The organism is Salipiger sp. PrR002 (assembly GCF_010500775.1).
GTDB lineage: Bacteria > Pseudomonadota > Alphaproteobacteria > Rhodobacterales > Rhodobacteraceae > Salipiger.
This window is the reverse complement of record NZ_JAAGOU010000019.1, coordinates 53,498-76,166: the sequence shown is the minus strand read 5'-3', so window position 1 is coordinate 76,166 and position 22,669 is coordinate 53,498. Positions and strand designations below refer to the sequence as shown.

Below are 22,669 nucleotides of genomic sequence, written 5' to 3'. Positions count from 1 at the left end.
TACGTCAGGTCATCGCCGAGGACAGGTCGTCGGCCTGCATCAGATCCTTCATCTGCCCCATCTCGGCCGCGAGATCATCCAGCTGCTGTTCGGCGGCAAGCTCGGTTTCGGCAAGGAATGCGACAGCCTCGGACAGCAAGTCGCCGCTCTCGGGCACCGGCTCGTCGATCAGCGACGCCTGATGGATGAGCAGATCGGAATAGGCCCCCTCCGCAGCCATGACCTGCGAGTCGATGCCGATGTCGTCAATCGAGGCCATGTTCATCAGCGCGTTCTGCCCGACGACAAGCTCCATCTCCTCGGGCAGCGCGTCCGGCAGGCGGATATCGTCATTGTCGGTGAGCGCCGTGGTCTGCTCGACGATACGCGACTGGATGAGATCGCCCTCGACCATCAGCACACGCGCGTATTCGAGCCCGGCAAGCGCCGGGTCCTGCAAGAGTTTCTCGCGCAGGATATCCATGTCGTCATGCATGCCCGCAACGATCTCCGACATGGTCTCGGTGATCTCCACCGAAGTGTCGACGCCGGTCTTTTCGATCCGCGCCTCGTTGAGCAGCATGTTCCCCTGCGGCGCCGCTTCGGCCTCATCCGCGGCCACTTCGGCAAGCGGCGCATAGGCGTCCGAGCCATCGGGGTCCGCGACCTCGGGCGGCTCATCCTCCTGCTCGGGCGGTTCGGTCTCCTCTGGCACGTGCTCTGCCTCTGCCCGGATGTCCGCTGCGGTTGGCGTTTGGGCGCGCTCCTCCAGTTGCACCCCGGCCTCTGCCGCCTCGTCCATCGCCCGGTCCAACTCCTCGGCCATCTGCTCGGCCATCGCTGCTGTGGCAGCCTCGGCGATGGATGTGCCCGGCGCGTCGCTGGCCGCTTCGCGCGGCGATGGTGCGGGCTGCGGATCGGGCGGGGCAGAGGTCGTGCCCGCCGAAGCCTCGGTGACCTGCCGTTCAGAGATGGTTTCGGTCTCGACCAGCAGCACATCGGGCTCGATCGGAACGCCATCCACCGTGCCAAGCACTGCGGCCCCCGGCGTTGCGGGCACTGCGGCGACCGGCGCGGGTTCAGGCAAAGGTTCCGGCAGGGTGTCTTGCACGGGCTCTGGCACAGCTTCAGGCAGCGCGACAACCGGATCGGGCTCGGGCTCGGGCAGCCCCTCGATCCGGTCATCGTCTTCCAGCGACAGCTTCTGGCTGATGGCGTTGATCTCGATGAAATCGCCCTTCACCAAGATCTGGTCGTAGTTGAGCCCCACCGCGAGCACATGGCTCGCGTTGAACAGCGTGTTGTCGCCAAGGATGAACGCGCTGGACGAGGCCGCGATGGTCGCGCCGAAAACGTCATTGTCGAAGGCTTGGATCAGCTGATTGATGTGGTGGGACACGATGAGATCGCCCTCGATCCGGTCGAGGAAGAGCCATTTCGGCGCCGCGCCATCGCCAGAGATTTGCTCTGTCTGGCGGGTGATGGGGGCCGCGGTCTCGCTGATCTCGGCGATCTGGGTCACCGTGGTTTCCTGCAAAGCGCCGAGTTGCGCACCGATGTCCTTGTTCGACACCGCGGCAACCTGTTCGATCTGGTCAAGCTCGATCCATGTGCCGCCCGCGGCGATCACCGGCGCGTCGACCCATGCGGTCGAGATCGAGGCTTCGTTCACCGCTTGATTGCCGCCCGTCACGAGGCTGTGCCCGTCTTCGAAATCGCGATTGACGCCAGCCTCTTGCGGCAGGTCGCGCGGGGCCACGCCAGCGTCCGAGCCGTCGGAGGCATCTTCGGTGCGGTGGTATTCCGGCAGCAGGTCTGTCCACTCCGGCGCCTCGTCGCTGCGCGTGCCGTTGACGAACTGGCCCACCGCGTCCTCGCCATAGTGGACGGCCCGTTCGACCGTCGGCGTCTGCGGGTCTGTCGCGGTCGGTTCCGGCACCACGTCCGGGGCCGCGTCTTTGATCTCGGCGGCAGGCGTTTCGGGAAGATATGAGACAGCCTCTGCGACCGTCGAGCTGGCTTCCTCGGACGCCTCCGCCGCCTGCCCTGCGTCCTCCGCCTCGGCAGACAGAGCCTCGGTCCGCGCCTCCAGCATCGCTTCGGCCATCGCCTCGGCCTCTGCCAGATGCGGCACCACGCCAAGATCCGGCAGGCTGTCGGTGACCAGTTCCAGCGCCTCCGCCTCGGCGGCCATCGTCGGGCCATCGCTCTCGCCATCGCTCTGGCGCGGGGCAAACCCGGTCTCGCCGAGCACATCGTCATCGCGCAGCCAGATCTGCTGATCGATGATGTTCAGCACCGACCCCGGATGCGGCAATTGCGGAAGGATCGGGGGCGGCGGAGGCGGCGCGTCCGGCGTGTCGAGCGCGGGAAGCCGCGTCGCGGTATCGGGGATCTCTACGGTTGCAGTCTGCCACGGCGCGTCCGGCTTGCCCGGGTCGATCGGCGGCACATAGGGCAGCGGCACCGGCGGCAGTTCGAGATCAAAGGGATAAGACAGCGGCGCGACATTGCTGCTCACAAGATCATAGCTGTGCTCGATCACCGGCGAGACCTCCTCGAGCCCATCAAGCTCCATGGTCTTCGCCCGCAGTTCGAACTCTTCGTAGATGTCCCGGAGCCGCGCCTGATCCACCGACAGGTCAAACAGGCCGATGAAATGGGTGATCGTGTCGGTTGTTCTGTCTGGCCACATTGGTCTGCTCTCATAAAAAGCGCCGGGACCGCAAAACGCGGTCCCGGCAGGGGGTCATGTTATCGATCAGGCATCGTCTTCGCCAACGCTGGTGGCGGTCATCGAGCCGCCGACCATGGTCATATCGACGCTGTTGCCGAGCACATTGGCGCCCATCACGATCGATTGGTTGAACGCGCTGGTGTCGACCACGGCCGCTGCCGATGCGTAGGACTCGCCGGTGACGAACCCGTCATCGCCATTGCCCGAGCCCCAGGAGCCGGCGTCGCCGCCTGCCCCGCCGGCACCCGAGTAGGCCCCGCTGGCGTCACCGCCATAGACCTCGCCGCCGGTTCCGGCCCCGCCGTAGGAGGTGCCAGAGACCGCGCCGCTGTCGCCGCTCATCGAGGTGGCTTCGCCGCCGGCGCCGCCCATGCCCGAATACGCCGTCCCGGTGGCCGATCCAGTGCCGCTTGCGCTGGAGTCGTCATCGGTCCAAGCCGCACCGCCATAGCCGGCGATGGCCTCGGCCATACTGTCGGCAGAGCCGTCGGTCTCGGATTGCGCGAAGACATCGGCATAGCCGCCGTCGCCGCCGCTTCCGGTCGCGGTGCCCGCGCCGTCAGCCGCCGAGTCCGCACTGGTGGTTGCCGTCGAGGTGCCACCGGCGCCGCCCGAGCCCGCCGCCATGATGTCGGCGGAGGCATTGCCGTCCGCGGTTCCCGACACATAACCAGAGGTGCCACCGGTGCCGCTCGTCATGGCGTCAGCCATCGACGAGCCATCCGCGGTGCCGCTGCTTGCTCCACCCGCACCGCTGGTGCCGGTGTTGGCATTGTCGAGCGCGATCGAGCCGTCGGATGTGCCATCGGCTGCACCCGAAGCTCCGCCGGTGCCGGTGTTCGCGGCATCATTGGCGCCCGAGCCATCGGCGGTGCCATTGGCGTCACCCGCCGCGCCGCCCATGCCGGTATTGGCGGAATCCGCCCGTCCCGAGCCATCGGCGGTGCCCATGACATCCGAAGCGCCGCCCGCGACCTCCGAGGCGGCATCCGCCGCGCCCGATCCGTCGTTGGTGCCGCTGGCGTCACCGCCCGCACCACCGCTGCCGGTATTGGCCGCGTCAGCCCGTCCCGAACCGTCGGCCATGCCGGTCAGATCGCCGGTCTCACCGCTGGCGACATCGGCCGCGGCATCCGCCGCGCTCGACCCGTCATTGGTGCCCGAGTTCGATCCGCCGTCACCGCCGGTGCCGGTCGATGCGGCATCTGCCGCGCCCGAGGCGTCCGAAGTGCCGTCGACATCGCCGCCGTCACCGCCAGCGCCCTCGGCCATCGCATCGGCCGCGCTGTCGTTTTCGGCTGTGCCGCTGACGTCGCCGCCACTGCCCGCAGTACTGGCGTTCTCGTTCCAGCCGTCACCGCCGTCACCGGCATCGCTGTCGACGTTCTGCTCACCGGCGCCAAGCCCGACGGTCTGGGTGTTGGGCCCATTGTCGGCGGAAGAGTCGCCGCCCGTGGCATCGCCAGAGGCATCGCCGCTTTCACCGCCATAGCTGTCGCCGGTGCTATCGGCATCGCCCTTGGCCTTGGCAAGCGCCCCGTTCAGCGACCCGCCACCGTCGGAGTCGCCGTCGGTCTTCGCCTCACCCTCGGCCTTGGACGCGCTCAGGTTGTGGCTGTCACCGCCGTCGGACTCGACCGTGGTGTCGGCCTGACCGGCGGACTCGGCCACGGACTCTGCGGTCGCATCGCCGCCATCGCCGGTGGTGCCTTCGTTGTCGGCGGTTCCGTCACCATCCGCCGAGGCTTCGCCATCATTGGCCCCGCCTTCGCTGGCGTGATCGCTCGCGGCATTGCCTGCGGCATCGGCATAGGTCTCGCCATAGCCTTCGCCGCCATAGCCGGTGCCGTCGGTGTCAGCCTGACCGTCGCCGTCTGCCGAGGACTCGCCATCGACGTCACCACCATAGCTGGTGCCGTCGTTCTGCGCTTCGCCGGCGGCATCGGCCTCGATTGTGGCGTCGGTATCACCGCCGTTGCCAGTCGTGGTGGTGGTGTCGGCATCGCTCGCCGCGTCGGCATAGGCCTCGCCGTAGTTGTCACCGCCGTCGCCAGCTTCGGAATTGGTGTCCGCCGCGCCCGCCGAGTCTGCCGTGGTGTCGCCGTCGGTATCGCCGCCGTCACCCGAGGTGCCGCTCACAGCGTTGTCGCCATCGACCTCGGACTCGACGGAATCGGCGTTGTCACCGCCATCGGCCGCGCTGCCGGCCAGTCCGCCGACCGCCCCCGAAAGGCCGAGCCCTGCCCCAAGCGCCTCGCCGTCACCGGCTTCGCCGCCCGTGCCTTCGGCATCGTTCTGCGTGTCGATCACATTCTCTGCGGTGCCGGTGTTGTCGGCATCGCCGCCGTCGCCGCCGTCAGCCGAAGACGCGGTTTCCGAGGTGGTCTCGACGGCGCTATCGACCGCGCTGTCGGCATCGCCGGAATCGCCGGCATCGCCCCCCGCAGCGTCAGAGACGGACTCGCCGCTGGCCCCGCCGGTCGCATTGGCCATGCCGCCAGCGCCATTGGCGCCGTCGCCATCACCGGCGATCGACTCGCCGCCCTCGCCGGACGCGCCGCCTTGGGCATCGGCACTGATGCCGTCCGCCGCCGAGGCGGTGCCGCCCTTGGCGTCGCCATATTGATAGAAGCCCGCGTCATTGGACACGCTTGCCTCTTCAAGATGGTCGTTGTCTTCGAGCCAGGCCGACTGGTTGTTGATCGACATGAAGTCATTGCCGTCGCCGGTCAGCGCGTCACCCACGGTGGTGTTCTCGCCAACATGAAAGTCATCGCCCGGATCGTAGGTCAGATCGCCGCCAGCGGTCATGTCATCACCGGGATCATTGGTGATGTCGCCGCCCGCGGTCACATCGTCACCGGGGTCGTAGCTCAGATCACCGCCCGCAGTCAGCACATCGTTGATCGAGGCTTCGTCGGACAGATCGAGGTCGACCACATCGTCATCGCGCGGGATCCATTCGCCCTCGCCGAAGTCGATGTTGATGTCATTGCCGTTCGACACGGTGTTGTCATTGTCAGCCGATTGCTGCTGGCTCTGCTCTTGACCCTGATCCTGACCTTGCTCTTGGCCCTGATCGTTGCGGACGTCCGTGTCCTGCGATTGCTCTTGCTGCTGCGCGGTCAGTTCCGCTTCCTTGATCGAAATGTCGCCGGTGTCGACATCGGCATTGAGGGTTTCCACCTCTGCCTTGCCAATCGCGACGGCATCCGACATTGCGCGCGGATCTCCGCCCATGCCATGCATGTTTCTATTGCTAGCCATAATGCATTCCTTTTGCGAAAAGGCACCATTGGCCGCCAGTCATCTAAAAGGCAGCATGAAGGGTGCGTATTGCGTCGCACTAGAAATCCCGGCCCATAAACTGAACCGATGCGACTTCAGGATAGAAAGATATATTTGGAGTACGTCTTCTCTTTGCTTCACCCTCCTAAACAGGGTCGAAGGTTCAAAAAGCCGATCTGATGAATGATCATCTCGGTGTAACAATCCTGCCGAGTGCGCGGCGATATGGCCATCTAGCATTTCGGTCTATAGACCATCGAGCCCGGCAGCGCCGCGCATTAACTACCTTTGTTTAATAGAATTTTTCTCTGGAAGCCCGTGCCAAGGAACACCCTGCAGTCAACTGCGCGCAGCGACATCCCATTGCGGAACGGCGAACGGAAGCGCCGAACAGGTTTCTGTCTAGACCCCGGGGTTAGGTCGGCGTAGCGCGTTGTAAAACTGACCAAACATTCACCCGGACGCACCAAATCTGCCCAAGGATGTATCATTTGAGTCGATTTCACCTGATCTTTTGGGTATAGTCAGGTGGCGAGAGGGCGTTTTCGTCGCCGCAATACTGCGAATCCAGTCACGGCCATCATTTTATGGCCAATATATTTTGCGCTTGATTCCATTCGCACTGTTACCCCCATATTGGTCGTTCATATCCTTTCAAATTCAGCCTGCACCGTTCGGCAATTGTCCGGGAGGGCCAGATTGCAAAAATTAGATACATTCATAAGCCACGCATTGACCGAGGAATCAGAGGTTTCCGTTGTCGGAAGCGCTTTCCTTTACGGCCCTCAGGTCATCAGAAATATAGAATCCGAATTCGGAATTCGCGGGCAACGCTATGACAGTCTCCGTGACGCAACCATGGCCCGCTCCGGCTCGGCGTTTCAGCTTGTGCTGGTGGATCAGATGCATGCCGAGGATCTGCTCGAGCTTAGCGCCAGCGGGCGCTTCGATCCGGGCATGGCAACGCTGGCGCTCGCCTATCGCGACGCCGACGTTGCGCGCAGCTTTCTGCAGCGGTGGTATGCGAGGTTCGACACGACAATCGGCTTCTTGCCGATGAATGTCTCGCTCGAGGTCTGGCTCTCGCTCGTGCGGCTGCTGCTGCATGGGCAGGTGGTTCTTCCCGATGAGTTGGTCGCCAGCAGGGCCGCGCTCCGCGACGCGCCGCCCGCCGCCAAAGACCCGCCACCCTGCGCTCTGGCCCCAACCGGCCTAAGATCGACTGGCCTGCCCCCAACCGGCCTCAAGCCGCTGACACTGCGCGAGCAGGAAGTGCTCGAGCTCATCGCGCGCGGTGAGAGCAACAAACGGATCGCCGCAGAGCTCGATATCACCGTGCATACGGTCAAGCTTCACGTGCACAACCTTGTGCGCAAGCTGGACGTGCCGAACCGGACCGCTGCGGTGAGCCTTTATTTCGAGCAGCAACAGCAGCAGGGGGGCTTGCGGTAGATGCAGAATGATGACCCGTTCTTTGACAAGCTGTTGTTGCGGATCGGGCGGCTCAACTACGTCTGGACCAATACCGAAAGCGTGCTGATCCATTTCATCGCCGGGCTTTTGGGCACCGACAAAGAGCGCGCCGTCATCGTCTTTCTGACCCTCAACACGACGCGCGCGCGGCTTGATCTGGTGGAACGTCTGGCAAAAACCGAAAGCCGCCCGGCGGCGGACCGCGATGATATTCTCACCTGTACCAGCCAGCTGGCCGCTCTGGCCCGCCTGCGCAACCACTACAATCACTGCATCTATTCGTTCGACAGCGAGAGCGGCGGCTACAAGACCATCCTGATGCGCATCGCCGACCGCAAGACGGACATCCGCATGGGCCGCAGCGGCGAGATCGACGACGCCGAGATCGCGCGCATCGAGCAGACGATCACCCAGCTCGGCGCGCTGAACGTGCAGATGTGGGACCTGATCAAGCGGCGGGCTTTCCCCGTCTAGGGTCCCCGCTCGTTTTGCCGAAGTTCCCTTCTCCTATGTGATGTTCACCGCCCTCTGAACAGGCGCGGATCAGAGCTCCGGCGGCAGGTCGGTCGGGAGTTCCACCGGCATCTCTGGGGCCTCGCTCGGCGCTGCGGGCGGGGCCTCTTGCGGAAGCGAGGGTGTCTCTTCCGGCTCGGGCGGCGTTTCAACCGGCGCGGGCTCTGGCGGGTCGGCGAGGCGTGGGCGGCCAACTTCGGACCGCGAGAGGCCTGGAGTGCGGCACGGCGGGCGCAACGCAACCGAGAGGTAGACGCTTCGCGATTGCGCGCGTGGGGACGAGACCGCAGCGAAGAGCGAACAGCCGCTTCTGGGGTTGGTTGCACCGCGTCGGGTTCTTGGACGTTTCAGCATTTCAGGCATGGGCTTACCTCCCGGAAATGAGCCGCAAAGACCGCAGCACGCCGAGGTTGGGTGATCGGCCTGCCCCGATCCGTCCAGTCTGCCAAGCTTTGACGCAGCCGCCTTGTCTTGCATCAAGTCACTCGGCTAGGCGCCGGGCGCGCCGCGCTTAGCTGAACAGGAAGGCATCCGCGCCAGAGGCGAGGCTCAGCGGGTCAAAATGCAGGTAGTCCGTGCGCAGCGGCTCGCCGTCATCGGGCTCCCCGATCAGTTCGATCCTGTCACCGGGGGCGAGATCGAGGCCATATAGCGTATGCTGCGCGGCCCCGGCGGGGGTGACGATGGCATCGCCGAAGGAGCCATCCCACAGCCAGCTGTCCACCTCCGCGCCATTGAGCCATAGACTCATCCGACTGACACCGTCGCTTTCGTCGAAATAGCCGATGGTCAGATCGTAAAGCCCCGCCGCGCCGTCAAAATCGTAGAGCGCGCGCTGATCCGGCCCGCCGCCCGCCTGCAGATAGGCGCCGCCGGAGGCATGCGGATTGGTGAAGACCTGAAAATCCTTGGTGATCTCCAACGTTTCGGCCTCGACGGTGAACGGCGCACTCGCTGCGGGCGCGGGCCGGATGTCGATGTAATCGGTGCGCAGCGGCTCGCCGCCATCCGCCGTGCCCGCCAGTGTCAGCATGTCGCCCGCGTTTAGCGTGACGAAGGGGATCACCCGCTTCATCGCGGCGGCCCCGGTGACGGTGTCCCCGGCGGGATCGGCATCCCAGACCCATGCGTCCAGCGTCTCGCCATTCACCTCGAACCGCAGGCCGCTCGCGCCATCCGCTTCGTCGAAATAGCCGATGATGACGCTGTAGACGCCGCCCGGCCCCGCGAAGCTACCTGACGCCGCCGCCGCGCCGCTGCCGGTGGCCTGCACGTAGGCGTCTTCGGACGCCCACGGGTTGTGCTGCACCGCAAAGCCGCTGCCGAGATCGAGGTCTTCTGCCTCTGTGCGGCCAAGGCCGATCTCGCTGGGTGGGCGGGTGAGGTCGCTGTATTCGACCACATAGCCGAAGGCCTGGTTCGGGTTCGGCGGCACGCCATTGTCGGCCCATGTGCCGGTGGCGTAAAGCGAATGCACCGTCAGATAGTCCTCTCCCGGCGGCTCGGACCACGCGTTGTTCGGCTCGGACCCGCCCCAGTCGGCATAGGTCAAAGCGCCGGAAGAGCGTGTCCAGAAGACCTCCCCGGCCTCGGGCCCGGTCGCCCATTCCCAGACGCCCTCGACACGTTCGTCGGTGCCACCGGCCCAGACGTTCGGCGAGGTCATCGCGAGGATGAAGTCATTCTCCTCGGCCGAGGTGATCGTGGCGAGATAGCCCGGCAGACCGAGGTGGCTGCGGCTCTCGGCCTCGGCTTTCGCCTCGGCCCAAGTCAACGGCCCTTCGACATATTGATACCAATGCCCGTTGCCGCCCTCGGCCTCGGACCATTGCACGATCTCGCCCAGTTCCTGCTCCTCGAAGGTGGAGATGAACACGTCCCAACCGCCATTGGTGTCGTCCGCCACGAGGTTGGATGCGCCGCTGGTGAAGACGATCCCCGAGCCGTCCGGCAGAAACTCGGGCCAGAAACTCATTCCGTCTCCGATCTCGCCCGCGACATTGGTCGAGACCGCCGTCACCGTCCCGCTGATCAGGTCCTTGATGAAAATGTCCCATTCGCCGTTGCTGTCGCGCACCGAGAGGCTGGTGGTGTCGCTGTAAAAGGCGATCTTGGTCCCGTCGGGCGAGAACACGCCGCCATAGCTGTCGCCGATCCACTGGTTGCCGAACGTGTCGGTAGAGACCATCTCGACCGCGCCGGTGAGCAGATCCTTGATGAAGAGGTCCTGCGAGCCATTGCCATCATGCGCCACGAGATTGGTCGCGCGGCTCGCAAAGAGGAGCTTCGTACCATCTGGCGAGAAAGCACCGCCGGAGCTTTCACCATTGCCCTCTGTGCCATCCGCGGCCACCGAGACGCGCGTGACCGCGGCGGTGGTAAGGTCCTTGATGAAGACATCTCCGACACCATTGCCGTCGCCGTCGACAAGATTGTCACCGCGACTGAAGAAGGCGAAGGTCGCTCCGTCCGGCGAGAAAGAAGACACACCACTGGGGCCATTGGCCCCCTCGCCCGCTGCATTGCTCGAGATCAGCGACACCGCGCCGCTGGCGATATCCTTGAGGAACACCCCGTATCCCGTGAAGTCGACGCCCGGCAGGAGGTTTTTTGCGCCACTGTAAAAGGCGACCTGCGTTCCGTCGGGCGAAAACCGCGCGCCATAGCTGGTCCCTTCGCCAGCCACGCCCTGCGCATCTGCCGAAATGAGCATGCTCTCCCCGGTCAGCAGGTCTTTGAAGGCCACCGCCTCATCCGCGACGACTGTGCTGCCCGGCGGGTAGCGGTAGGTGACGCCAAAGGCGACCCGCGTGCCATCGGCAGAAATCGCCGGGTTCCAGCCGCCTTCTTCGCTGGCGGCGACACTGGGATCGACGGTGAGCCGTTCGACGGCCCCGGTGGTCAGGTTCTTGAGATAGATGTCGCCATAGATGTTGACGTCTTCAGGCACCAGCTTCGACGCGCTCAGAAAGACGAGCAATGTGCCATCCGCGCTCAGATGGCCTTGGCTGCTGGCCCTATCGCCCTGCACCCCATCGCTGTCTGTGGAAACCAAATCGACCGATACCACCTTCAGTTGCGTCGCCATGACCCTACCCTCCAATGATCTGTTCAAAATCGCTTAAATCTATGCGGCCTTCCGGGCCCTTCGGGCTGCGGGCAAACTGCCGCCGGTTCAGAGCCCGAAGGGATACGTCTCATCCTCCCCCGCGATCACGCGCGTCGGCACCGGGGTGACGGCGCGCGTCTCGTCAAACCAGACGAACGCGTCATATTGGTCGGGCAGCGTGGCGTGGGAGTAATGGCTCCAACGCTCTGTCTCGGGACGATAGATCACGCCGATATAGCGCTCGAGCCGGGGGTCGCGGAGCGCGCGGCGCAGCGCCGGGTCCATGTCCTGCCCCATGTCGAGCAGGAACCGCTTTTCCCCGACGCCATGGCAGAGCGCTTCGTAGCTGTCGGGCCGCGAGGGGCGCACGGTCTTCACTTCCATCGGCGCATCCCATTCCGAAGCGGCGGCCACCGTCCCGCTATGGGTCCCGAAGCCGATCAGCACCGCTCGTCTGCCGAACTCCTCGCGACAAAGCTGCCCGATGTTCAATTCGCCACGGGCGCTGCCCATATCGGTGAAGCGCGCATCGCCAATGTGGGAATTATGCGCCCAGACCACTGCCTTGGAGTCGGGGCCGCCGCGGTCCAGCACATGCTTGAGCGTCTCGAACATATGGCTGTCGCGCAGGTTCCACGATTCATGCGAGCCGTAGTACATCACCCGGTAGTAGCGCTCGGCGTTGGCGACGAGCCGCGCGTTCTGCACCGCATCGAAGAACTCGTCCCCATCGCGGGCGGCATAGAGCAACTCACTCTGCAGCAGATCGAGCAGCGTGCGCATCACCGGCGCCTCGCAAAGCGCATAGCCGCGGCTGAGCGAAGCACGCCCATAGGCGGCAAGCTCCTGCGACCACGGGTCGATACAGCCATAGCGCTGTCGCGCCTCCCGTGCCGCCGCCGGATCGACCCGGTCGAGATACTCCAACACCGCGGCGATGGAGGCTGTCATGCTGTAAAGGTCGAGCCCATGAAACCGCACCTGTTCGTCGGGTTCCACCTTCGCATTGTGGTCTCGCAGTCTGGCGACGAAATCGTCGACCTCGCGATTGCGCCACATCCACGTCGGGAAGCGCGAGAACGGCAACCGCCGCGACGAGGCGCCGGGTCTGTGGCGGATGTAGCGGTCGATCTTCGCCGCATCCGGCCAGTCGGCCTCGGCGGCGACAAGCGTAAAGCCGTGCCTCTCGACGAGGCGCATGGTGATCGCCGCGCGCGCCCTGTAGAACTCGGAGGTGCCATGCGAGGCCTCGCCCAGCAGAACAACCCGCGCGCTGCCGTAGTCATCGAAGGCAGCCGCAAAGGACGGCTCCTCGGGCTCGGGCAAGGGGATCACGGCGCTGCGCAGGGCGGCGACGATCTCGGCGGGCCCCTGCAGATGGCGTTCGGGCTCTGGGTGCACCGTGTCGGGAAGCACCTGCAGGTAGTGCTCGAACCAGTTGCAGGCGATCTCGGTCGCCATCTCCAGCGCCCCCGGCTCCTCGAAAAGATGGCTCGCGCCGGGCACGATCTTCAGCATCTTCTCGCTTTCGAGGGCGAAGAGCGCCTGCCGGTTCAGCGTCAGCACGTGTTCGTCATGCCCTCCGACGATCAGCAGTGTCGGCGCGGTCACCTGCGCCAAATGCGCTCCGGCAAGGTCGGGCCTGCCCCCGCGCGAGACGACAGCGCCGATGCGCCCCTTCAGGTTCGCCGCCGCGACCAGCGCTGCCCCGGCCCCGGTGCTCGCCCCGAAGAGACCGATCGCAAGATCGGCGACATCGGGCTCGCCCGCCACATAGCCCACAGCTTCGACAACCCGCTCGGCCAGAAGCGGAATATCAAACACGTTGCGCCTGTCCTGCGCCTCTTGCGGGGTCAGCAGATCAAAGAGCAGCGTGGCAAAGCCTCGCTCGTTCAGCACCTCGGCGACGGCACGGTTGCGCGGGCTGAGCCGACTTGAGCCGCTGCCATGAGCGAAGATGATCAGCCCGCGTGGATCCTCGGGCACAACCAACTCACCGGCCAGAGCCAGCGGCGGCACGGCGACATTGCGGCGCGACGGCGCTTGGTGCGGCTCGGTGTCCTCGGCCCATGCCTGCCGCAGAAGGCCGACGGTCTCTTCGTCGCTGAGCTGATGGAAGTCATCGTAAAAGCCGCCGACACCGTAAAAGCGCGGCGCGGGGTTCAGGCAGACCACCGTGTCGGCCAGCGCGGCAAACTCCCGCGCCACCTCGGCCGGCGCCACGGGCACCGCAACGCAGATCCTGCGCGCGCCCTGCCTGCGCATGGCGATGATCGCCGCCTTCATGGTGGCGCCTGTGGCCAAACCGTCGTCGACGATCACCGCGGTCCTGTCCGCCGCCGACACCTGCGGCCGGTCGCCGAGGTAGCGCGTGCGGCTCCGTTCGAGTTCCACGAGTTCCCGCGCCCGCGCCTTTTCCAGATAGTCAGCGTCGCTGCCAAAGCTGCGCATGACCTCCTCGTTGATCACCATCTGCGGCGCCGCGCCGTCGACGATGGCCCCAAGCGCGACCTCGGGCGCGCTCGGCGCGCCGATCTTGCGCACGAAGATAAGATCCAGCGGCGCCTTCAACGCCCGTGCGACCTCCAGCGCCACCGGCACACCCCCGCGCGGCAAGGCGTAGACAACCGGCTGCTCCAGCGCCATCGACGCGAGGCGGGCACCAAGTTTGCGCCCGGCCTCTGCGCGATCGACGAAACGCTCTGTTCCTTGAGCCATCTCTGACCCTCCCGGTCTGGGTTAAGAGCCTTTGGCGCAGCGCATTCTGGAATGGACTCGCGCCGGGAGAAGGTCCCAGCCTCGCATAATATGCGCGATCGCTTCTTGACGACCGTCATTGTCGGCCCCGGATCGGGACGAGGATCCGGGGCCGCAACGACGCCTGTCACCGCGGTCCCGTCGCAGGCCTTTCTCCGCCTCGGACAGCTGACGCCCCGCCGCTTACAACGGGCATAGCGCAGCTAAGGCGCTGACATAATTTGCGAAACCATGGGTGCATGCGATCTCCCACCCCGCGTTCCAACGCGCGCAGCGGCAGCTTTTCGCCTGCGACCGCGTCACACACATTCCGCATTGATAGCGGTCAATCGCTCGCACTGCGTCGCCACTACCCTTGAGAGAAACACGCCGACATCACTCAACGGGAGCGAAGATCATGGCAGCCGATTTCGATGACCTTGACGTTTTGGCGCAGCAAGAGATTGCGGCATCCGAAACCGCGACGAATGGCGATGGCGCAAACAGTCTGAAAAACCTCATCGAACGCGGCGTGCTGGACGAAAGCGGCCGCGAGATCGGAAGCGAGTCCGCGTCTCCGGCGACGCCCGGAGAAGCCGGCTCCGGGGTGCTCGACATCTTTGTCGAAAATGGGCTGCTTTCGGGAATCCGCAGCGCGCTCGATCAATATATTTCCGACATCGAACTGGAGGGCTACCAAGTCCGGGTGGTCGAGTTCGACGGCTCTGCCGAAGAGTTGCGGTCGGAACTGGAAGCGAGATGGCTCAATGACGGGCTCGAAGGGGCGCTGTTCGTCGGCGACCTGCCGGTTCAGTATTTCAAATCCTACGATGGCTATGACGCCGACGGTCAGCTCGTGCGCTATCCGCATGATCTCTACTTCATGGATCTGGACGGCAGCTACTCCTTCAATGCGAGCGGGGCCGACGCCCATGTGGATGGCGACGGAGACGTCGCCCCGGAAATCTACGTGTCACGCTTGGCAGCCAGTCAGCTTGGCGGGCTGAGTAGCTCCAGCGAGACGGAATTGATCAATTCCTATTTCGCAAAGCTGCATGAGGTCAGGGCGGCGGGACGGCACTATCAGGAGCGTGCCATCTGGTTCGCCGACAACGACTGGGCGCCCTACACCGGCGATCTCGAGTCCCTGACGGGGCTTTATTCCGAGGTGACCGACATCCGCGCCCTCGATGAAACCACCGTCGCAAACTATGAGGCCGCGCTGCAGGACGACGTCGAGACTTTGATCCAGCAAATCCACGCTTGGAGTTCGGGGCTTTCCATTTCTAGTCCGGGCGGCGGATTGGTCTTCTCTGCGGACGTCGTCGATCTGAACGCCCAGCCGGCCTTCATGAACCTGTTCAATTGCTCGTCCGCCGATTTCACCCAGTGGTCCAACCTCGCCTCCACGTACGTGTTCCTGAGTGACGGCGTCCTCAATACGGTCGGCAGTACAAAGACCGGATCGATGCTCAATTTCGCCGATTTCTACGGGCCGCAATCCGCAGGGCTGACGCTGGGCCGCTCGTTCCTGGACTGGTTCGAGATGCATGCGGCACCAACGGATGCGCCAGTGCTCGACTGGAAGGTCGACTGGCACTACGGAATGACCATGCAGGGCGACCCGACCATGGGGCCCTCCGTTCTGCGGGCAATCCTGCCAGTGATCACTGGCACGGACTGCCGTGACCGGCTCGTGGGCACCGATGATGCCGAACTCATCCTCGGCCTCGGAGGACGCGACAGGATCACAGCGCTGGCCGGCGATGACCGCATCTTCGGCGGCGCGGGACGCGATACCATCCGTGCCGGCGATGGGGACGACTTCATCGACGGCGGGTCTGGACGGGATGTGATCTACACGGGGGCCGGCGCCGACACGGTCGTGATTTCAGACCTTCGCGGGTTCGATAAGCTCTATGATTTCGATATCGGCGTGGACACGCTCGTCATCGACATAGAGGGGATCACGCCGGACGATCTGAGTTTGAACAAATGGCGCTTGATGGCATCGGTCGACGGGTGCTGGACCAAACTCGCCTTCATCCCCAGCGCCTACCGCGAAGGCGCAACGCTCGCCCAGTTGCTCCAGCCCGAAGTGCCGGGCGATGCCTCCACGCTCTACACGCTCGACGTCGGAAGCGAAGTGCGGGGCACGCTCGATTTCCTCGAAGACCGGGACTGGTTCGGGGTCGAGTTGAGAGCAGGCGTCACCTACCGGTTCGACCTCGTGCGGGATGAGGCGTCACGCAATCCGCTGCCCGATCCCTATTTCCGTCTCTACGACGCCGAGGGACAACTGCTTGCCGCAAACGATGACTACAGCGGTCTCAATTCCCAGCTCTTCTACACTCCCACCGAGGACGCGCGGGTCTTCGCCGCAGCCGGTGCCTATGCGGACGCTTACGAAGGCGGGTACGTGCTGTCCCTCGCGGAGGCAGCCGACTTTGACGCGGTCCCCGGCGATGAAAGCACGACCGCAGAGATCGAGGTCGGCGGCGCAGCCCACGGGCGCATCGATTACCCAGGGGATGACGACTGGTTCCGCATCGCGTTGCAGGGCGGCACAACGTACCGCTTCTATCTTAGCGCCGAGACGGGCTCTGACAGCCCGCTTTGGGACCCGTATTTCTATCTCTACGATGCGGAAGGCATGTTGATCGGTGCCAATGATGACACCGGCGACAGCCTGAACTCCAGCTACCAATATACCCCCGAAAGCGATGAGCTCGTCTTTGCCTCGGCCCGTGCCTTCGGCGACTACGGCACCGGAGACTACGTGCTGAGCGTGGCGGAAAAAGAACCCGGTCTCTTTGGGATGCTGCAGGATGTCCCGGCCTACAATTGGTATCACGGCTGCTCGCCGACCACGGGCGGCAGCATCATCGGGTACTGGGATCTCAACGGCTATCCCGATCTTTTCGATGCCGAGGGCTGGGAGCAGATCAGTGCCACACCCTCGGTGCAGGACCAGATCTCCAGCCCGGCCCATAATGCGAAATACGATCCCACGCCGGACAATCCGACGCTGCCGGTGCCTCCCTACACGTCCATCGCGGATTTCATGGGGACATCCGTTGATCCGCTGGGCTATGGCTCGACCTATGTCAGTAATTTTGACGGCGCCTACCGTGGCTATCCTGCGCTTACCGGAAGCACCTTCTCTTCCCACACGCTCTACAATTTGGATACCGGCGAACCCGGGGGCAGCCTCTGGGAGGAATATGTGGCCGAGATCGACGCGGGCCGCCCCGTCGCCATGACCGTTGACAGCAACGGCGATGGGATCACCGATCATTCCATTCCCGGTATCGGCTATGAGGATCGCGGGGCCGATGGGGTCTGGTATGCCGCCTACACCACGTGGAGCGAAAGCGAGACCCCGATCTGGCGCGAATTCCGCCCCACCGCCCCCGGCGCCGCATGGGCCGTCAGCTATCTGACCTTCGTGCTGCCGGAGGGCGCCGAGGCCGCACCGACGGGCGATCTCGCTCTGGCGATGGCGGGCGGGGCGGAGCCGATCACCTCCGCACCGCTCACCTTTACCGAGGAGCTTCACGAAATCGCCGCGGCTCTGGAGATCGACGGAGACCTCGGTGCCGTCGAAGAAAAGATCCTCATGCAGGCGAAACTCATCGATTTCACGACACCCTTCGACGATCTCTTCGTGGTCTGACTTCAGCAATCGACCAGCGCGTCAGGCGGACCGCAGGAAGCCCGAAAATTCTTCGGCGGCTGGCATGAGCACCGGCGTTGCGGCGTCGCAGCCAAGCAACCGGTTGGTCATCCGCTCTTCGAGCCTGAGGCGCTCTTCCAGCATCGCCTCTCCTCCGGCCAGATCGCCCGCCGCACAGCGCTGACGCGCCTGCGCGAAGACCACCCAGCGCATGCACCACGCGTGCTGCAACAGATCGACCGTCATAGCGGCGTCGATCACGTCGAAGACCCCCTCCCGAACGCCCTCTTCCACCAGCGTGCGCATCAACGGCGTCGCGCGCCGCCGCGCCTCTTGCTCGAGCTTGAGGAAGATCGCCTCATTGCCCGCCATCATGGCGATCCGGATGACGCCCATGATCTTGTCGGCGTGCTCCAACTCCCAACGGGTGGTGCCGTCGAGATAGGCCGTGAACCGCGCGGCAGCGCCGCCTTCGCTGCGCTCGTAAACCGCCTGCCCGGCAGAATTGCTGGCGTCCGTGAGCCGCAAGAGCACCGCGCCGAGAACATCGTCCTTGGACGTGAAGTGATGATAAAATCCGCCCTTGGAGATGCCCGCCGCGTCGAGCAGCAGCGCCACGGTCACCTCCTCCCACGGGTGAGTCGACAGAAGGTCGGTGGCAACGTCGAGGATCGCTGTGCGGCGATCTTCGGCGGACATTCTGGAACGTTTGGTGTTCACGATTACGTTCTCCGTCAGCTCTGGCCTTGATTACCGACCAACCGTCGGTATGTAAAGCGGTCAGACGTCATTTCGATCACGCCTTGATGAGCGAGAGTAGCAGCATGACCGACCACCCCGCCGCCGAGGCGACGCCCGAAGCTCTGCGGTTCGAGACCGACCGCGGCTCGTCGCGCCCGTTCTGGATTGCGATTTCCTTGGTCGCCGCCATCATTCTCTGGATGGGCAGCGGCTTTTTCCTGCCCGGCTCCGAGCCCGAGGCGGAATCCGCCGCCGACGATCCGCTGCCGCCGTCGGTGATGGTCCTGCAGTCCAAGGCCGAGCCCGTCACCCTCAGCTACCGCGCCGAAGGTCAGGCCCTGCCCGACCGCGATACCGACGTCATCGCCGAAACCGCAGGCACGGTGATCGAAATGCCCTTCGCCAAGGGCGACCGGGTGCAGCGCGGCGACGTGCTGGCACGGCTCAATTCCGCCCGCGCCGAGGCGGCGCTCACCCAAGCCGAAGAGCAGCGGGCCAATGCGCAGCGCGAGTTCGACAACGCCGCGCAGCTGTTCGAACGCGGGGTCGCCACCAACGACCGGCTGTCCGAGGCCCGCGCGGCGCTCGCCGCCGCCGAGGCCGATGTCGCCAGCGCCGAAGAGGCCATCGACAATCTCGTCGTCGAGGCCCCCTTTGCCGGGCGCATCGAAGGACTTCCCGCAAGCGAGGGGGAGTATGTGCAGGCCGGGGCCACGATCTCGCGCGTGGTCGACAATGATCCGCTGACCGTGGCCATTCAGGTGCCGCAACAGGCGCTGAGCCGGATCAGCGAGGGTCAGAGCGCTGAGGTCAACTTCATCACCGGCCAGACGCGCGAGGGCCGGGTCAGCTTTGTCGGCGCCGCTGCCGCCTCGGAGACCCGCACCTTCCTGACCGAGATCGAGGTCGAAAATCCCGGCGGCGAGGTGCCCGCAGGTGTGTCGGCGCAAGTGACGATCCCCACCGGCGAGGCCACGGCCCATCGCATCGCCCCGTCGATCATCTCGCTGGACGAGGCCGGGCAGATCGGCCTCAAGACGGTCGAGGACGGGCGCGTCGCCTTCCACCCCATCCAGATCGTGAAAACCGAGATCGACAGCGTCTGGGCCACCGGGCTCGACGACGACGTCACGATCATCACCGTGGGCCAAGGCTTTGTGCGCGACGGCGAGGAGGTCCGCGCCGAGCCTCAGGAACAGACCGAGCAGGTGTCGGATGCAGCCGCGGGCGTCCCGCTCGAGATCGCGGAGGACAAGCCGTGAACAGCCTGATCGACGCCGCCTTCTCCCGTGGCCGGGCGATGATGATCCTGCTGGGGATGATCCTCGTTTTCGGTGCCGTGGCCTATATCTCGATTCCCAAGGAAGCGAACCCCGAGGTTCCGCTGCCGCTGGTCTATGTCAGCACCACGCTCGACGGCATCAGCCCGTCCGACGCCGAACGCCTGCTGATCGAGCCGATGGAGGCCGAGTTCGGCGCCATCGAAGGGCTCGAGAAAATGTCCGCCGAGGCCACCGAAGGCTTTGCCAGCGTGCAGCTCGAATTTGCCGCTGGCGGCGATATCGACGAAGCGCTCGACAAGGTGCGCGAGGCCGCCGACACGGTGCAGAGCGACCTGCCCGAAGATGCCACCACGCTCAACGTCACCGAGATCAACACCGCGCTCTTTCCGATCATCACCGCCGTGCTGTCCGGCCCCCTGCCCGAGCGCACCCTCAATGACGTCGCCGAGGCGGTGCAGGACAAGCTCGAAGCGCTGCCCGGTGTGCTGGAAGTGGATATCGGCGGCGCGCGCGAGGAATTCCTCGAGGTGCTGATCGACCCGACCGTCTTCCAGACCTACAACCTCAGCTTCGAGACGCTGACCAGCCAGCTGCAGCGCAACAACCAACTCATCGCCGCAGGCGCCATCGAGACCGGCGGCGGGCGCATCGTGCTGAAGGTGCCCGGGCTGATCGAAGACCTCGAGGACGTGATGGCCATGCCGGTGAAGGTCGATGGCACCACCGTCGTCACCTTTGGCGACGTTGCCACCGTGCGCCGCACCTTCGAAGACCCCACCGGCTACGCGCGCATCGACGGCCAGCCCTCGCTGGCGCTGGAGGTCACCAAACGCTCGGGCGCCAATATCATCGACACCGTCGCGGCCACCAAAGCGGTCATCGACGAGATGAGCGCCGACTGGCCCGAAAGCCTGCGCGTCACCTACCTGCAGGACCAGTCCGAGCAGGTGAAGACGCTGCTTTCCGATCTCGAGGCCAACGTCATGGCCGCCGTCATGCTGGTGATGATCGTCATCGTCTTCGCTCTCGGGCTGCGCTCGGCGATCCTTGTCGGTCTGTCCATTCCGGGCGCGTTCCTCGCCGGGGTCGCCATCATCTGGGCGATGGGGTTCACCATGAATATCGTGGTGCTTTTCGCGCTGATCCTCGTGGTGGGCATGCTGGTCGATGGTGCCATTGTCACCGTCGAGCTTGCCGACCGCCGCCTGCAGGAGGGCGACAGCCCCAAGGCCGCCTATGCCCATGCCGCCAAGCGCATGGCTTGGGCGATCATCGCCTCCACCGCCACCACGCTTTCGGTGTTCTTCCCGCTGCTGTTCTGGACCGGGCTCATCGGGCAGTTCATGAAATATCTGCCGATCACCGTGATCCTGACGCTGGGCGCCTCGCTCTTCATGGCGCTGATCTTCATCCCCGTGCTCGGCGGTATGATCGGGCGCAACCAGCCGCAGACCGCACAGGCAAAGGCCACGTTGCACGCCGCCGAGCGCGGCGACCCGCGCCGCATTCCCGGTTTCACAGGTGCCTACGTGCGCCTCTTGGAGCGCGCGATCCTGCGGCCCTGGACCACCGTGGTTCTGGCGCTGGCGCTGCTGCTCGGCGGGTTTGCCCTCTATGGTCAGTTCGGGCGTGGTATCTCGTTCTTCCCCTCGGTCGAGCCGGAATTCATGCAGGTGCAGGTGCGCGCCCGCGACAACCTGTCGATCTACGAGCGCGACGATCTGGTCCGCAAAGTCGAGGACAGGCTCACTGGCACCGAAGGCATCGAGAGCGTCTACGCTCGCTCGACCATGAGCGCGGGTGGCGGCGAGGAAGACGTGATCGGCACTCTGCAGCTCGATCTGGTGGACTGGCAGGCGCGCCGCACCGCCGCCGAGATCGGCGAGGACATCCGCGCCAAGATGGCCGACATCGCGGGCATCGACGTGCAGGTGGAGACCGAAAGCGGCGGCCCGTCCAGCGGCAAGCCGGTGAACCTGCGCGTCTCGGCCGAAGATTTCACTCAGCAGAGCGCGGCGGTCGATAAGGTGCTGGCTGCGATGGAGCGTGTCGGCGGCTTCACCGATGTGACCGACACCCGCCCGCTGCCCGGCGTCGAGGTGGCGATCAACGTCGACCGCGCCGAGGCCGCGCGCTTCGGTGCCGATGTCAGCCTGCTGGGACAGGCGGTGCAACTGCTCACCCAAGGCATCACCGTCACCGACTATCGCCCGCCGGACGCCGACGGCGAGCTGGACGTCCGGGTGCGCTTCCCGAACGACTCGCGCTCGCTGTCGGAACTGACCAACCTGCGCGTACCCACTTCGGCGGGGCTCGTGCCGATCTCCAACTTCGTGACCTTCGAGCCGGTGGAGCGCGTCGGCGTCATCCGCCGCATCGACGAGCAGCGCGTCACCACCATCGAGGCCAATGCCGCCCCGGGGCTGCTGGTCAACGATCAGGTCACCGCCCTGCGCGCCGCACTTGATCAGGCCGATCTGCCAGACAGCGCAAGTTATGAGTTCGCGGGCGAGGCCGAGGACCAGCAGGAGTCGATGACCTTTCTGGCGCTCGCCTTCGTCGCCGCCATCGTGCTGATGTTCCTGATCCTCGTGGTCCAGTTCAACAGCTTCTACCAGTCCTTCGTGGTGATGAGCGCCATCGTCTTTTCCATCGGCGGCGTGCTGCTGGGGCTGGTCGTCACCGGGCGCCCCTTCGGCATCGTCATGGGAGGGGTCGGCGTGATCGCCCTTGCGGGCATCGTGGTGAACAACAACATCGTGCTGATCGACGCCTATAACGACCTGCGCAAAGATGGGCTTTCGCCGCTGGAAGCGGCGCTGCGCACCGGCGCGCAACGTCTGCGCCCTGTTGTGCTCACCTCGATCACCACGGCGCTGGGGCTGATGCCGATGGTGCTGGGAATGAACATCAATTTCATCTCGCGCGAGATCGTCTTCGGCGCCCCCTCGACGCAATATTGGACCGAGCTGTCGAGCGCCATTGCCGGCGGGCTGGTGATCGCCACCGTGCTCACCCTCGTGGTGACCCCGGCGATGCTGATGCTGCGGGAAAAGCGCGAGACACGTTCGATCCCGCGCAGCCCTCAAGAGGAGCGGGCAGTCACCTGACAAACGGCAGGGCGCGTCTCACCT

General features: G+C 65.0%; 10 protein-coding genes. 5 read left to right on the top strand and 5 right to left on the bottom strand.

Annotation, left to right across the window (positions count from 1 at the left end):
- Window positions 1-4 precede the first annotated feature (4 nt).
- Both G0A00_RS17715 and G0A00_RS17710 read right to left on the bottom strand, forming a co-directional pair.
- Entirely contained in the window at window positions 5-2,674 is a 2,670-nt protein-coding gene (locus G0A00_RS17715) for a hypothetical protein (protein WP_164183016.1), read from the bottom strand.
- A 66-nt stretch (window positions 2,675-2,740) separates the two neighbouring features.
- Window positions 2,741-5,983 carry a hypothetical protein gene (locus G0A00_RS17710; protein ID WP_164183014.1) on the bottom strand — a complete coding sequence of 1,081 codons (3,243 nt, stop codon included), beginning with the start codon at window positions 5,981-5,983 and terminating at the stop codon, window positions 2,741-2,743.
- Window positions 5,984-6,862: 879 nt separating this feature from the next.
- Here G0A00_RS17710 and G0A00_RS17705 point away from each other — a divergent pair.
- Complete coding sequence (locus G0A00_RS17705; RefSeq protein ID WP_164183012.1) at window positions 6,863-7,456, top strand: response regulator transcription factor; 594 nt, start codon at window positions 6,863-6,865, stop codon at window positions 7,454-7,456.
- The gene (locus tag G0A00_RS17700) at window positions 7,457-7,951 is read left to right on the top strand and encodes a hypothetical protein (protein ID WP_164183008.1); all 495 of its coding nucleotides are present in this window, start codon (window positions 7,457-7,459) and stop codon (window positions 7,949-7,951) included. It begins immediately after the preceding gene.
- 550 nt (window positions 7,952-8,501) lie between these two features.
- Here G0A00_RS17700 and G0A00_RS17695 read toward each other — a convergent pair.
- Both G0A00_RS17695 and G0A00_RS17690 read right to left on the bottom strand, forming a co-directional pair.
- The gene (locus G0A00_RS17695) at window positions 8,502-11,078 is read right to left on the bottom strand and encodes a PD40 domain-containing protein (protein WP_164183006.1); all 2,577 of its coding nucleotides are present in this window, start codon (window positions 11,076-11,078) and stop codon (window positions 8,502-8,504) included.
- An 87-nt stretch (window positions 11,079-11,165) separates the two neighbouring features.
- Complete coding sequence (locus G0A00_RS17690) at window positions 11,166-13,817, bottom strand: alpha/beta family hydrolase (RefSeq protein ID WP_164183005.1); 2,652 nt, start codon at window positions 13,815-13,817, stop codon at window positions 11,166-11,168.
- Window positions 13,818-14,253: 436 nt separating this feature from the next.
- On the opposite strand from G0A00_RS17690, the gene G0A00_RS17685 reads away from it, so the two are divergent.
- Window positions 14,254-17,511: a hypothetical protein gene (locus G0A00_RS17685; protein WP_164183004.1), complete on the top strand. Its 3,258-nt coding sequence runs from the start codon at window positions 14,254-14,256 to the stop codon at window positions 17,509-17,511.
- Between the two features lie 21 nt (window positions 17,512-17,532).
- On the opposite strand, the gene G0A00_RS17680 is transcribed toward G0A00_RS17685, so the two are convergent.
- Window positions 17,533-18,231: a TetR/AcrR family transcriptional regulator gene (locus G0A00_RS17680; protein ID WP_164183003.1), complete on the bottom strand. Its 699-nt coding sequence runs from the start codon at window positions 18,229-18,231 to the stop codon at window positions 17,533-17,535.
- A gap of 104 nt (window positions 18,232-18,335) precedes the next feature.
- Here G0A00_RS17680 and G0A00_RS17675 point away from each other — a divergent pair, with 104 nt between their 5' ends.
- Together G0A00_RS17675 and G0A00_RS17670 are read left to right on the top strand one after the other, a co-directional pair.
- Window positions 18,336-19,514 carry an efflux RND transporter periplasmic adaptor subunit gene (locus G0A00_RS17675; protein ID WP_235953145.1) on the top strand — a complete coding sequence of 393 codons (1,179 nt, stop codon included), beginning with the start codon at window positions 18,336-18,338 and terminating at the stop codon, window positions 19,512-19,514.
- The gene (locus tag G0A00_RS17670) at window positions 19,511-22,645 is read left to right on the top strand and encodes an efflux RND transporter permease subunit (RefSeq protein WP_164183001.1); all 3,135 of its coding nucleotides are present in this window, start codon (window positions 19,511-19,513) and stop codon (window positions 22,643-22,645) included. Before G0A00_RS17675 ends, G0A00_RS17670 begins: the two co-directional genes overlap by 4 nt.
- Window positions 22,646-22,669 lie beyond the last annotated feature (24 nt).

Coding starts and splice junctions, on each gene's coding strand:
- G0A00_RS17715 (WP_164183016.1), bottom strand. CDS start 2,674: ATGTGGCCAGACAGAACAACCGACACGATCACCCATTTCATCGGCCTG.
- G0A00_RS17675 (WP_235953145.1), top strand. CDS start 18,336: ATGACCGACCACCCCGCCGCCGAGGCGACGCCCGAAGCTCTGCGGTTC.
- G0A00_RS17685 (WP_164183004.1), top strand. CDS start 14,254: ATGGCAGCCGATTTCGATGACCTTGACGTTTTGGCGCAGCAAGAGATT.
- G0A00_RS17690 (WP_164183005.1), bottom strand. CDS start 13,817: ATGGCTCAAGGAACAGAGCGTTTCGTCGATCGCGCAGAGGCCGGGCGC.
- G0A00_RS17705 (WP_164183012.1), top strand. CDS start 6,863: ATGGCCCGCTCCGGCTCGGCGTTTCAGCTTGTGCTGGTGGATCAGATG.
- G0A00_RS17695 (WP_164183006.1), bottom strand. CDS start 11,078: ATGGCGACGCAACTGAAGGTGGTATCGGTCGATTTGGTTTCCACAGAC.
- G0A00_RS17700 (WP_164183008.1), top strand. CDS start 7,457: ATGCAGAATGATGACCCGTTCTTTGACAAGCTGTTGTTGCGGATCGGG.
- G0A00_RS17710 (WP_164183014.1), bottom strand. CDS start 5,983: ATGGCTAGCAATAGAAACATGCATGGCATGGGCGGAGATCCGCGCGCA.